Annotated in this window: 9 protein-coding genes and 1 rRNA gene; 5 read left to right on the top strand and 5 right to left on the bottom strand. The window is 73.5% G+C overall.

Annotation, left to right across the window (positions count from 1 at the left end):
• Positions 1–82, top strand: a 5S ribosomal RNA gene (gene rrf, locus CHR28_RS04560); the annotation flags it as partial.
• 93 nt (positions 83–175) lie between these two features.
• Here rrf and CHR28_RS04565 read toward each other — a convergent pair.
• Genes CHR28_RS04565 through CHR28_RS04585 form a run of 5 tightly spaced genes read right to left on the bottom strand, consistent with a single transcriptional unit; the run spans position 176 to position 5,846 of the window.
• Positions 176–1,486 (bottom strand): DUF58 domain-containing protein, encoded by a 1,311-nt coding sequence (locus CHR28_RS04565; protein WP_094052158.1) that lies wholly within the window; start codon positions 1,484–1,486, stop codon positions 176–178.
• A complete protein-coding gene (locus CHR28_RS04570; RefSeq protein WP_094052159.1) occupies positions 1,486–2,475 on the bottom strand; it encodes an AAA family ATPase in 990 nt (329 codons plus the stop codon). The genes CHR28_RS04565 and CHR28_RS04570 overlap by 1 nt, the downstream gene beginning before the upstream one ends.
• Positions 2,475–3,671: a DUF4350 domain-containing protein gene (locus CHR28_RS04575; RefSeq protein ID WP_094052160.1), complete on the bottom strand. Its 1,197-nt coding sequence runs from the start codon at positions 3,669–3,671 to the stop codon at positions 2,475–2,477. The genes CHR28_RS04570 and CHR28_RS04575 overlap by 1 nt, the downstream gene beginning before the upstream one ends.
• Positions 3,668–4,435, bottom strand: coding sequence for a DUF4129 domain-containing protein (locus CHR28_RS04580; RefSeq protein WP_094052161.1), 768 nt, complete (start codon positions 4,433–4,435; stop codon positions 3,668–3,670). The genes CHR28_RS04575 and CHR28_RS04580 overlap by 4 nt, the downstream gene beginning before the upstream one ends.
• 4 nt (positions 4,436–4,439) lie before the next feature.
• On the bottom strand, positions 4,440–5,846 hold the full coding sequence (locus CHR28_RS04585; RefSeq protein ID WP_094052162.1) for a glycerophosphoryl diester phosphodiesterase membrane domain-containing protein: 1,407 nt from the start codon (positions 5,844–5,846) through the stop codon (positions 4,440–4,442).
• A 140-nt stretch (positions 5,847–5,986) separates the two neighbouring features.
• Here CHR28_RS04585 and mtnA point away from each other — a divergent pair, with 140 nt between their 5' ends.
• The 4 genes from mtnA (at position 5,987) to CHR28_RS04605 (ending at position 12,136) form a co-directional block, all read left to right on the top strand.
• Positions 5,987–7,135 carry an S-methyl-5-thioribose-1-phosphate isomerase gene (gene mtnA, locus CHR28_RS04590; protein WP_094052163.1) on the top strand — a complete coding sequence of 383 codons (1,149 nt, stop codon included), beginning with the start codon at positions 5,987–5,989 and terminating at the stop codon, positions 7,133–7,135.
• 208 nt (positions 7,136–7,343) lie between these two features.
• Positions 7,344–8,033 (top strand): two-component system response regulator MtrA, encoded by a 690-nt coding sequence (mtrA, locus tag CHR28_RS04595; protein ID WP_009188938.1) that lies wholly within the window; start codon positions 7,344–7,346, stop codon positions 8,031–8,033.
• Between the two features lies 1 nt (position 8,034).
• Positions 8,035–10,314, top strand: coding sequence for an MtrAB system histidine kinase MtrB (gene mtrB / locus CHR28_RS04600; protein ID WP_256984123.1), 2,280 nt, complete (start codon positions 8,035–8,037; stop codon positions 10,312–10,314).
• Positions 10,304–12,136 (top strand): LpqB family beta-propeller domain-containing protein, encoded by a 1,833-nt coding sequence (locus CHR28_RS04605; RefSeq protein WP_094052164.1) that lies wholly within the window; start codon positions 10,304–10,306, stop codon positions 12,134–12,136. The genes mtrB and CHR28_RS04605 overlap by 11 nt, the downstream gene beginning before the upstream one ends.
• Positions 12,137–12,278: the final 142 nt, after the last annotated feature.

Below are 12,278 nucleotides of genomic sequence, written 5' to 3' on the forward strand. Positions count from 1 at the left end.
CATTCCGAACCCGGAAGCTAAGCCTTACAGCGCCGATGGTACTGCAGGGGGGACCCTGTGGGAGAGTAGGACGCCGCCGAACAATCATTGGGAAAACCCCCGTATCAATAGATACGGGGGTTTTCTGCGTTTCAGGCACTCTTGGGTCCCTTTCGGGGACCTGTCGAATGGGTGGTTAGAGGCGACCTGCCGCTTTCAGAGCCAGGTACGCGTCCGCAAGAGCCGGCGCCAGGTCGTCCGGTGTGGCGTCTACGACCGTGACGCCGTGGCGGCGGAGTTGTTCCGCTGTGCGGTGGCGTTCGGACTGGGCGTGGGCGGCTGCCGCGGCCTCGTAGACGGCGTCGACGTTCCCGCGTGCCGTGGCCATGTCCGCGATGTGCGGGTCCGCCACGGAGGCCAGCAGGACCGTGTGGCGCTGGGTGAGCTGAGCGAGTACGGGGAGCAGGCCCTCTTCGATGGGGGCCGCGTCCAGCGTGGTGAGCAGGACGATGAGGGAACGGCGCGGGGACGTGCGCAGGGCCGTGGCCGTGAGGCCTCGGGCGTCCGTTTCCACGAGTTCCGGTTCCAGCGTGGCCATCGCGTTGACCAGGGACGGGAGGACGTCGCCTGCCGTGCGGCCCTGGACGAGGGCGCGGACTCTGCGGTCGTAGGCGAGGAGGTCGACGCGGTCGCCCGCCCGGGACGCGAGCGCGGCGAGGAGCAGGGCTGCGTCCATGGAGGCGTCGAGGCGGGGTGCGTCGCCCACGCGGCCGGCGGAGGTGCGGCCCGTGTCGAGGACCAGGAGGATGTGGCGGTCGCGCTCGGGGCGCCAGGTGCGGACGGCGACGGCCGTCTGCCGGGCCGTGGCACGCCAGTCGATCGAGCGGGTGTCGTCGCCGGGGACGTACTCGCGGAGGCTGTCGAACTCGGTGCCCTCGCCGCGGGTGAGCACGCTGGTGCGGCCGTCCAGTTCGCGCAGGCGGGCCAGCTTGGAGGGCAGGTGCTTGCGGCTGGTGAACGGGGGCAGGACCCGTACCGTCCAGGGGGCCTGGTGCGTGCCCTGGCGGGCGAAGAGGCCGAGGGGGCCGTAGGAGCGGATGGTGATGCGGTCTGCTTCGCGGTCGCCTCGGCGGGTGGGGCGCAGGCGGGTCGTGATGCGGCGGCGCTCGCCCGGGGGGACGGTGAGGCGGTGGCGGGACGCGGTGGTTTCCGTGCCCGGCTGCCAGCTGCTCGGGGGCCATGCGTCGCGGAGGCGGGCGCGCAGGGGGCGGCGGGTCGGGTTGGTGATCGTGAGGGTGACGTCCGCGGTGTCGCCCAGGCGTACGGAGGTGTCGCCGGAGCGGGTCAGGCCCAGGCGTCGCACGGGGGCGGCCAGGGCGAAGTCGCAGGCGCAGGCCAGGGCGAGGGGTGCGTTGACTGCCAGGATGCCCGTCCAGCTGGGCTCCCAGATGCCGACGGGGAGGGAGCCCAGGGCCGCGAGGAGGGCGGCGCGTCCGGTGAGTGCCATCAGCGGGGGACGGGGACGTGGGCGAGGATCGCGTTGATGACCGAGTCGGCGGTCACGCCTTCCATTTCGGCCTCCGGGCGGAGCTGGACGCGGTGGCGGAGTGTGGGGAGCGCGAGGGCCTTCACGTCGTCGGGGATGACGTAGTCGCGGCCGGTCAGCCAGGCCCAGGCGCGGGCGGTGGCCAGGAGGGCCGTGGCGCCGCGGGGGGAGACGCCGAGGGTGAGGGACGGTGACTCGCGGGTGGCGCGGCAGATGTCGACGACGTAGGCGGTGATCTCGGGGGAGATGGTCGTCTTGGCGACGGCGGCGCGGGCGGCCTCCAGGTCGGCCGGGCCGGCTACGGGGCGTACGCCGGCGGCCTTGAGGTCGCGGGGGTTGAAGCCCTCGGCGTGGCGGGTGAGGACGTCGATCTCGTCCTGGCGGGAGGGGAGGGGGATGGTGAGCTTGAGGAGGAAGCGGTCCAGCTGGGCTTCCGGGAGGGGGTAGGTGCCCTCGTACTCGACCGGGTTCTGGGTCGCCGCGACCAGGAACGGGTCGGGCAGGGGGCGGGGGGTGCCGTCGACGGTGACCTGGCGTTCTTCCATGGCTTCCAGGAGGGACGACTGGGTCTTGGGGGGCGTGCGGTTGATCTCGTCGGCGAGGAGGAGGTTGGTGAAGACCGGGCCGGGCTGGAAGGAGAACTCGGCGCTGCGGGTGTCGTAGACCAGGGAGCCGGTGACGTCACTCGGCATGAGGTCGGGGGTGAACTGGACGCGCTTGGTGTCGAGTTCGAGGGCGGAGGCGAGGGCGCGGACCAGGAGGGTCTTGGCGACGCCGGGGACGCCTTCGAGGAGGACGTGGCCGCGGCAGAGCAGGGCGACGACGAGGCCGGTCACGGCGGGGTCCTGGCCGACCACGGCCTTGGCGATCTCGGCGCGCAGGGCCTCCAGGGAGGCGCGGGCGGCGCCCGGGTCCCCGGTCTGCCCGGCGTTGTCAGTGGTCGGGTCCATCATGGACGGCGTACCTCTCTTTCGAGGGCGTCGAGTCGGTCGGCGAGTGCGATCAGTGCTGCGTCGTCGCCGGGTGGCGGTCCGAAGAGCAGGGTGTGCGGGTCGTGTCCGTCGCCGTGGAGGCGGGTGGACAGGGCCGGGAGCAGGGCCTCGGGCGTGTGCGCCTGGGTGACGGGGACGCCGACGAGGGGGGCGAGGCGGGTGCGTGTGGTGGAGCGGAGAGCGTCGGCCGCGCGGTCGCGGGCGTCGGCCTTGCGGTAGAGGCGGGCGCGGCCCTCGGCGGTTTCCGAGGCGCGGATCGCGACGGGGAGTTTTTCGGGCACGAGGGGGCCGAGCCGGCGTGCCCGCCACAGGGCGGCCAGGGCTGCGGCGATGAACAGCTGCAGGGTGCCCCAGAGCCAGCCGGAGGGGAGCAGGTCGAAGAAGCCGCGTTCGTCGTCGGTGCCGGTGGCCGAGGTGTCGGAGAGCGAGGGGAGGTACCAGACCAGATGGGGGCGGGAGCCGAGGAGTTGGAGGGCGAGCGAGGCGTTGCCCTGCTCGTCGAGGCGGTCGTTGAGGAGGATGTCGGGCGCGCCGAGGACGACGGTGTCGCCGTCTCCGCGGTCGGCCGGGATGCGCAGGAGGGTGGCCAGGCGTTCGCTCGGGTAGCACTCGTCGGCGTCGAGGTGGGTGGTGGTGTAGCGGACGCCGCCCGTTTCGGCGGTGCCGGCGCGGCGGGCGGCGGGCAGGGCGCAGTCCGGGGAGAGCGTCGTGTCGAGGCTGGTGGCGGGGTCCGCGGTGACGCCGGGGGCGAGTCGTTCGACGGAGGCGCTGCCGGGGGCGACCAGGACGGTGCGGCCTCCGGACTCGGCGAACGCGGTGTGCAGCCGGGACTGCTGACCGCGGGTCAGCAGGTCGGGGACGGCGACCAGGAGGGTGGTGTCCGGGCCGTTCGCGGCGGCTGCCTCGTCCAGGGTGGTGACGACGCGCGTGTCGACGCCGCGGTCGGCGAGGAGTTCGGCGACGGCGCGGCTGCCGCCCGGGTCGGTGGAGCGCGGGTCGAGTTCGCCGTGGCGGGCGTCGGAGCGGATCACGGCGATGGCGACGGCTCCGGCGATGAGCACCAGCAGGGCGAGTGCAATACCGCGCGTGCGGGTCCACATCTGGCGGGCGGTGGGCGAGGCCGAGGTGGAGGGGAGCGTGGCCTCGGTGGTCATTCGGCGGCTCCCTGGCGGGTGGTGGGGGCCGTGCTCGCGCTGCTCGCCGCGAGGTGGGGCTTGGTGCGCTCCAGTTCGCGGTCGAGTTCCGCCATGCGGTGGTACGACTGCTCGGTCGCCGAGCGGCCGCCGTATGTGACGTCGTCGAAGTCGCGGGCGGCTGTGCGCAGTCGGTCCGTGTGGGCGGGCAGGGCGCGGCCGGCTTCGGCTGCGGCCTCGTCGGCGGTGCGGCCGGGGCGGGCGTCGAGGAGTGCGCGCTCTTCGAGGGCGCGGACGAGGGCACGCATGCGTTCCTGGACGGCCTGGTTCCAGTGGCCCTGGGCGGCGTGTGCCTCGGCGGCGGCGCGGTGGTCGGCGGCACTGCGGGGGCGGTCGTCGAACAGGGTGGCGGACGAGGTGGGTTGGCGGCGCGGGGTGCCCAGGCGCCACCAGAGGGCGGCCAGGACGGCGACGACGGCCAGGACGATGACGACCAGGCCGAGTGTGCCGCCGGGCGTGGCGGTCGAGGCGGCGTTGAGCAGTTTGCCGAGCCAGTCCCAGAAGGCGTCGAGGGCACGTTGGAACAGGCTGGGGTCGTCCTCGTGGTACATCCGCTTGGACAGCTCGCGGCGGGCCGCCTCCCGCGCGGGGTCCCGCGGGACGGTGAGGGGCGGTTCGTCGGTGGAGTCGGCCGGCGACAGCGCGGAGGTGTCGCCGGCCCGCAACAGCGTCCGGAGGGCGGCGCGTGGCAGCGCAGTGGTGAGAAGGTCCCCCGCCGAGCTCACCGCATCAGCTCCCCGGGGTGGCGCCGGGGGCGGTCGGGCCGTAGCCCTGGACACCGGCGGCGCGGGCCAGTTCGAGGTCGAGGGCCTCGCGGCGGATGCGCTGGTCGATGTAGAGGAGCACGGTGACGCCGGCCGTGATCGGGAACGTGATCATGGAGCCGATCACCGAGCCGATGCCGCTGACGATCAGGAACGTCCAGCCGAGGCTGCCGACACCCGAGTTGAGCCAGCCGGTGATGCCGTCGCCGCTGAGGGCCCCGGCCAGGAAGGTGAACGGGATGACGATGATCGAGGCGACGACGTTGGCGATGATCGTGGCGAGCAGCTGGATGCCGAAGATTCGCCACCAGGTGCCCCGGACCAGCTTCGTGGAGCGGCTCATCGCCTTCTTGATGCCCTGCTTCTCCAGCATGAGGGCGGGCGAGGCGAGCGAGAAGCGGATCATCAGCCACAGGGCGACGATGCCGGCGCCGATGATGCCGAGCACGGTCAGGGCGACGCCCGCTCCGGTGCTGCCGGCCAGGGAGACGAGGATGCCGGGCAGGGTGCCGGCGGTGACGACGCCGGCGGTGATGAGCAGCAGCAGGCAGATGAGGCCGAACAGCTTGAGGATCTGCGGGCGGGCGTCACGCCAGGCCTCTCCGATGGTGACCGACTTGCCGAGCACGGCCCGGCTGGTGACGGTCGTCAGGAGGGCGGTGGCGATGACGGTGCCGACCAGGGAGATCACGAAGATGACGGTGGAGTTGAGCAGTGCGTCGCCCATGGCGCGGCTCAGCTCGCTGAGGGTGGCGCTCGGGTCGTTGAGGGCGTCGGTGCTGGAGTCGTCCAGGACGAGGCCCTGGAACAGCACGACGATGATCTCGGTGAGGACGGCGACGGTGAGGGAGATGCCCAGGACGGTGCGCCAGTAGGTGCGCATGGTGGAGACCGCGCCGTCGAGGATCTCGCCGACGCCGAGCGGGCGCAGCGGGATCACGCCGGGCTTGGCGGCCGGCGGGGGGCCGCCCCAGCCGCTGCCCCAGCCGCCGTGGCCACCGGGGTGGCCCGGGCCGGGGCCGTACCCGCCGTATCCGCCGGGGCCTCCAGGGCCGCCGGGTCCGTAGCCGCCCGGGCCTCCGGGGCCGTGGCCGCCGGGGGGCTGGGTGCCCCAGCCCGGGCCGGGCGGCGGGGGCGGGGGTGCCTGACCGGGGCCGGTCGGGGCGCTGGGGGCGGACCACTGGGCCGGTGGCGGCTGCTCCTTGGACCACTGCGGGCCGGTGCCCTGCGGGGCGTGGCCCGGCTGTCCCGGCTGGTCGGCGGGTTGTGCGGGACCGGGGCGGTCAGCGGGCTCGGCAGGGCCGGACGCGTCAGGCTTCTGCCCGTCGGACGGGGCGGATCCGGGCGAGGCCCAGCCCGGAGTGTCGTTCATCGTCGCTCCTTCACGGTGCCCGTCCGCGGTCGCGGCGGCAGGTTGGCAGCCATCGTGCCATGGGGTGGTCTTGGTGTGACCGGCCGCGGTCTGGGCTGCGTACCTTCAATTGTCCGCTCGATTGGGGGCAGACTGATCGCATGGCTGATCAGTACGCGTACAGCGGCGACGACAAGCGGCCGACCGAGATCCCGGCGATCCGCTGGGAAGAGCCACCGGAAGGGCCCGTTCTGGTCCTGCTCGACCAGACGAGGCTGCCGGCAGAGGAGGTCGAACTGGTCTGTACGGACGCGTCCGCGCTGGTCGAGGCGATTCGCTCGCTGGCCGTGCGCGGGGCGCCACTGCTCGGCATCGCGGGGGCGTACGGCGTCGCGCTCGCCGCCGTGCGGGGCTTCGACGTGGACGAGGCCGCGTCCGCGCTGGCGACGGCCCGGCCGACCGCCGTGAACCTGGCCGTCGGGGTGCGGCGCGCGCAGGCGGCGCACGAGGCGGCGCTGGCCAAGGGCGGCGACATCCGGCAGGCGGCCGCGGCGGCGCTGGCCGCGGCGCGGCAGCTGCACCGGGAGGACGCCGAGGCCAGCGGGCGGATGGCCGAGCACGGGCTGGCGCTGCTGGACGAGCTGCTGCCCGGAGGCGGGCACCGGATCCTGACCCACTGCAACACCGGCTCGCTGGTGTCGGGCGGGGAGGGCACGGCGTTCGCGGTGGCGCTCGCGGCGCACCGGGTGGGCCGGCTGCGGCGGCTGTGGGTGGACGAGACGCGTCCGCTGCTGCAGGGAGCGCGTCTGACGGCGTACGAGGCGGCCCGCAGCGGGATGGCGTACACGCTGCTCACGGACAATGCGGCGGGGTCGCTGTTCGCCGCCGGTGAGGTCGACGCGGTGCTGATCGGGGCGGACCGGATCACGGCGGACGGCTCGGTGGCGAACAAGGTGGGGAGCTATCCGCTGGCGGTGCTGGCGCGGTACCACCATGTGCCGTTCATCGTGGTGGCGCCGGTGACGACGGTGGACCTGGACACGCCGGACGGGGCGTCCATCGAGGTGGAGCAGCGGGCCGGGCACGAGGTGACCGAGCTGGTGGCGCCGCAGGTGCCGGTGGCCGGCGCGGAGGCCGGCGGCGGCATTCCGGTGGCGCCGCTGGGGACGCAGGCGTACAACCCGGCCTTCGACGTGACGCCGCCGGAGCTGGTGACGGCGATCGTGACGGAGGAGGGCGTGGTCTCGCCGGTGACGGCCGAGGCGCTCGCCGAGGTGTGCGGGCGGTCGCGCCGGGTGGCGGCGGGCTGAGGTCCGCTCGGCTGGAGGGCGCCAGTTCTCAAGTCCTGGGTCTCCGGTGGTCACCGCGCAGGCCGCCGGGGGCACGGAGAGCTCGTCTGGAGATCGTCCGGGAGATCGTCGGCGGGCGGGCGAGGGCAGACAGTAGCGCTTGCTGCGACTATGGTCACTGGCCGGTGACCTACCTCACCACTGCCTTCGCCACCGTTATGAGAATGGGATGATGTCGTTTATGAAGGGACGAGTCCTTGTCGTCGACGACGACACCGCACTGGCCGAGATGCTCGGCATCGTGCTGCGTGGTGAGGGTTTCGAGCCGTCGTTCGTGGCCGACGGGGACAAGGCGCTGGCCGCGTTCCGGGAGGCCAAGCCGGACCTGGTGCTGCTCGATCTGATGCTGCCCGGCCGGGACGGCATCGAGGTGTGCCGCCTGATCAGGGCGGAGTCCGGCGTGCCGATCGTGATGCTCACGGCCAAGAGCGACACGGTCGACGTCGTGGTGGGCCTGGAGTCGGGTGCCGACGACTACATCGTGAAGCCGTTCAAGCCGAAGGAGCTGGTGGCCCGGATCCGGGCCAGGCTGCGGAGGTCGGAGGAGCCCGCTCCGGAGCAGCTCGCCATCGGTGACCTGGTCATCGACGTGGCGGGGCACTCCGTGAAGCGGGACGGGCAGTCGATCGCGCTGACGCCGCTGGAGTTCGACCTGCTGGTCGCGCTGGCGCGCAAGCCGTGGCAGGTGTTCACGCGCGAGGTGCTGCTGGAGCAGGTGTGGGGCTACCGGCACGCGGCGGACACACGGCTGGTCAACGTGCACGTGCAGCGGCTGCGCTCCAAGGTCGAGAAGGACCCGGAGAAGCCGGAGATCGTGGTGACCGTCCGTGGTGTCGGGTACAAGGCAGGGCCGAGCTGACATGTCCGGCGACAGTGCCGCTTCGGCGCCCGGCCGGTCCGGGGCCCGCCCGGGGCGGCCTGTCGGGCGGAAGAAGCCCGGGTCCCGCTGGGGACGGTTCCTGGAGAGCGGGTTGCTCCAGGGCGGCGTCCAGGGCAGCCCGGTCATCCGCCTGTTCATGCGCTGGGTGCGCCGGCCGCTGCTGCCGGTCATGCGGCTGTGGCGGCGCAACATCCAGCTCAAGGTCGTCGTCACGACGCTGCTGATGTCGCTCGGCGTGGTGCTGCTGCTGGGTTTCGTCGTCATCGGGCAGGTGCGCAACGGCCTGCTGGACGCGAAGGTGAAGGCGTCCCAGAGCCAGGCCACGGGCGGTTTCGCGGTGGCCAAGCAGCGCGCCGACGAGGCGGCCAGCGGGACCGGCGACGACGTCGCCACGGCGGACGGCCGTCCCGCGCAGAACGTCACCCAGTGGCTGAGCGACCTGGTGTCCTCGCTGTCCAGCGGTGGCCAGGGCGCCTTCGACGTGGTCACGCTGCCGGCCTCCGACGCGGACGGTGCCGGCGGACGCGGACAGCGCGCCTCCGGTGAGGTGGACTGGAACAAGAGCGTGCCCGCGGACCTGCGGGAACGGATCGGCAGCAGTACGACGGCCGCGCAGAGCTACACGCGCATCACGTACAACAACGAGATCAAGGACTCCCAGCCGGGCCTGGTCATCGGCAAGCAGGTCAACGACCCGAACGGCGACCCGTACCAGCTGTACTACCTCTTCCCGCTCACCCAGGAGGAGAAGTCGCTGAGCCTGGTCAAGGGCACGCTGGCGACGGCGGGGCTGTTCGTCGTCGTGCTGCTCGGGGCCATCGCCTGGCTCGTGGTGCGGCAGGTCGTCACGCCGGTGCGGATGGCGGCGGGGATCGCCGAGCGGCTGTCGGCCGGGCGGCTCCAGGAACGGATGAAGGTCACCGGCGAGGACGACATCGCGCGGCTCGGTGAGGCCTTCAACAAGATGGCGCAGAACCTCCAGCTCAAGATCAGCCAGCTGGAGGACCTGTCGCGGATGCAGCGCCGGTTCGTGTCGGACGTGTCGCACGAGCTGCGGACGCCGCTGACGACCGTGCGGATGGCCGCGGACGTCATCCACGAGGCGCGTGCGGACTTCGACCCGGTGACCGCGCGGTCGGCGGAGCTGCTCGCCGACCAGCTGGACCGGTTCGAGTCGCTGCTCGCGGACCTGCTGGAGATCAGCCGGTTCGACGCGGGTGCCGCGGCGCTGGAGGCGGAGCCGATAGACCTCAGGAACGTCGTGCGGCGCGTGGTCAGCGGGGCCGAGCCGCTCGCGGAGCGCAAGGGCACGCGGATCCGCGTCCTGGGCGACCAGCAGCCCGTCGTCGCCGAGGCCGACGCCCGGCGCGTGGAGCGGGTGCTGCGCAACCTCGTCGTCAACGCCGTGGAGCACGGCGAGGGCAAGGACGTCGTCGTCAGGCTCGCCGCGGCCGGCGGCGCGGTCGCCGTCGCGGTGCGCGACTACGGGGTCGGGCTCAAGCCCGGCGAGGCGACCCGCGTGTTCAGCCGCTTCTGGCGGGCCGACCCGGCACGCGCGCGTACCACGGGCGGTACGGGCCTGGGGCTGTCGATCGCCCTGGAGGACGCGCGGCTGCACGGCGGCTGGCTGCAGGCGTGGGGCGAGCCGGGCGGGGGCTCCCAGTTCCGGCTGACGCTGCCCAGGACCGCGGACGAGCCGCTGCGGGGCTCACCGATACCGCTGGAGCCCAAGGACTCGCGGCGCAACCGCGGCCTGGACGACGCCGGCCTGCCGTGCGGCGGCGCGAGCGGCGAGAAGCGGGCGACCGTACCGGCGCAGCCGGCGAGCGCATCCGCGGCAGCGGCGGCGAAGCGCGACCCGATACCGCCGCGGGCGGCCAGCGCCACGGCCGACCCGACGGCGCTGCCGGGCAACGGCGCGCGCGTGGTGCCGCGGCCGGCCTCGGGCACCCGGCGGGCCGACGAGGACAGTGGCCGGGCCGGGAGCGCGGAGAACGGCGACACGCGTGGTTCCTCGGGGACCGCGCGCAGTGGGCGTGTGGGGGGTCCCGCGGAGAGCGCCGAGAACGGCACGGTGAGCGGTTCCGGCCGGACCGGCCGGGACCCGTCCGGTCCCGGGGCGAGGGAAGCAGGCCCGGACGAGGGCACGGCCGTCCCCGGCGAGGACGCGGCCGCCCCGGGCGAGGGCGCGGCCGTCCCGAGTGGGGAGACCGGGCTGGGAGAGGCGAACAGGCAAGGGGAGGCATCTCGTGGGCGCTGACCGCGAAGGGCGCGGCCGGCGCAGGCCCGCGCGCGTGATGGCGTACGCCGCCGGGGGCGTCCTGGTGCTGGCGGGATGCGCGTCGATGCCGGACAGCGGGGACCTGCGGAGCGTGGAGTCCACCCCGCGCCAGGACACCCAGGTGCGGGTGTTCGCGGTGCCGCCGGGGGAGGACGCGCCGCCCTCGGAGATCGTGCAGGGCTTCCTGGAGGCGCTGACCAGCGACGATCCGCACTACAAGACGGCCCGCCAGTACCTCACCGGCGACGCCGCGAAGACCTGGCGGCCGGAGCTGTTCACGACGGTGCTCACGGACGGGCCGGGAGCCAAGCCCGAGGGGCCGACCGGCCGCGAGGACACCGGCGAGATCTCGTACATGCTGACCGGCACCAAGGTGGCCACCGTGGACGCGCAGCAGTCGTACGCGCCCGCCACCGGCTCGTACGGCAGGACCGTGCATCTGACGCAGGACAAGAAGAGCGGGCAGTGGCGGATCGACGCCCTGCCGCAGGGCATCGTCATGGGCCAGTCGGACTTCCAGCGCAACTACATGTCGGTCAGCAAGTACTACTTCGCCTCGAACACCGTGGCCGCCGGGGCGAAGTCGCAGCCCACCGCGGTCGCGGACCCGGTCTGGGTGCGCCGGCGCGTGGATCCCATGACGCAGATGGTGCGCTCGGTGCTGAGCGGGCCCACACGGTGGCTCGACCCCGTCGTCAGGTCGAGCTTCCCCACCGGTACGACGCTGGCGAAGGGCGCCGGGGCGCTCACGCCCGACGACCGCAACCTGCTGACGGTCCCGCTCAACGACAAGGCCGCGGGCATCGGCACCAACCGGTGCGAGGAGATGGCGGCCCAGCTGCTGTTCACGCTGCGGAGCCTCAGCCCCGCGGTCGACGAGGTGGAGCTGCGCGCCGGCGGGACCGAGCTGTGTTCGCTCACCCAGGAGGCGGCGGAGGCCGCTGCCTCCCGGAGCGCGGCGCGCCACCCCGACTACCTGTACTTCGTGGACGGCAAGGACCGGCTGGTCCGGATCCCGGCGGGCAGCAGCGAGGCGAAGCCGGACCCGGCGCCGGGCGCGCTGGGAGAGGGCGACACGGCCCTGCGGTCGGTGGCCGTCTCGCGGGACGAGCACACCGCCGCGGGCGTCAGCCTCGACGGCAAGTCGCTGTACGTGGGCTCGCTGGTCTCGGGCGGTTCGCTCGGCGAGCCGGTGCTGCGCAGCCAGGGCCGGAGCGAGTCGGACCGGCTGACGACCCCCAGCTGGGACGCGGACGACGGCCTGTGGGTGGCCGACCGCAACCCGCGCGACCCGCGGCTGCTGCTCCTGGAGGACGGCAAGGGCGAGCCGCTCCAGGTGCGCACGCCGCACCTGGACGGGCGGATCCAGTCCGTGCGGGTGGCCGCCGACGGGGTGCGGATCGCGCTCGTGGTGGAGAAGGACGGCAAGAAGACGCTGCTCATCGGGCTGATCGAGCGGGAGGAGAAGCCGGGCGAGCGGCCGGCTGTCCGCGTGGTCGAACTGCGCTCCGCGACACCGGAGTTGGAGGAGGTCACGGCCATGTCCTGGGCCGGTGACAGCCGGCTCGTGGTGGTCGGGCGCGAGCACGGGGGCGTGGAGCAGATGCGGTACGTCCAGGTCGACGGCTCCTCGCCGGACGCACCGGCGCCCGCGGCCCTGACCGGCGTCAAGGAGGTCACCGCCGCCGAGGACGACGGGCTGCCGCTGGTGGCGAACTCGGTGGACGGCATCGTCCGGCTGCCGACGGGCGCGCAGTGGCAGAAGGTCACGGAGGGGACGGCGCCGGTTTATCCGGGGTGAGGCGGGCGGGTTCGGCGCGTCTTCGGGCACGTCGGCGGCCTGCCCTCGGTACGTCTTCGGTCGTTTCGTGGTGACGGCCGTCTCCGTTGGGACGCGCCACTCGCGTTGTCCACAGGCGGTTGTCCACAGGGGTGGCAGAGCC

It is taken from the genome of Streptomyces sp. XY006 (assembly GCF_002237655.1).
Classification (GTDB): domain Bacteria; phylum Actinomycetota; class Actinomycetes; order Streptomycetales; family Streptomycetaceae; genus Streptomyces; species Streptomyces levis.

Excerpts from the sequence above, each read along its gene's own strand:
- CHR28_RS04565 (WP_094052158.1), bottom strand. The coding sequence starts at position 1,486 with ATGGCACTCACCGGACGCGCCGCCCTCCTCGCGGCCCTGGGCTCCCTC.
- CHR28_RS04570 (WP_094052159.1), bottom strand. The coding sequence starts at position 2,475 with ATGGACCCGACCACTGACAACGCCGGGCAGACCGGGGACCCGGGCGCC.
- CHR28_RS04575 (WP_094052160.1), bottom strand. The coding sequence starts at position 3,671 with ATGACCACCGAGGCCACGCTCCCCTCCACCTCGGCCTCGCCCACCGCC.
- CHR28_RS04585 (WP_094052162.1), bottom strand. The coding sequence starts at position 5,846 with ATGAACGACACTCCGGGCTGGGCCTCGCCCGGATCCGCCCCGTCCGAC.
- mtnA (WP_094052163.1), top strand. The coding sequence starts at position 5,987 with ATGGCTGATCAGTACGCGTACAGCGGCGACGACAAGCGGCCGACCGAG.
- mtrA (WP_009188938.1), top strand. The coding sequence starts at position 7,344 with ATGATGTCGTTTATGAAGGGACGAGTCCTTGTCGTCGACGACGACACC.
- mtrB (WP_256984123.1), top strand. The coding sequence starts at position 8,035 with ATGTCCGGCGACAGTGCCGCTTCGGCGCCCGGCCGGTCCGGGGCCCGC.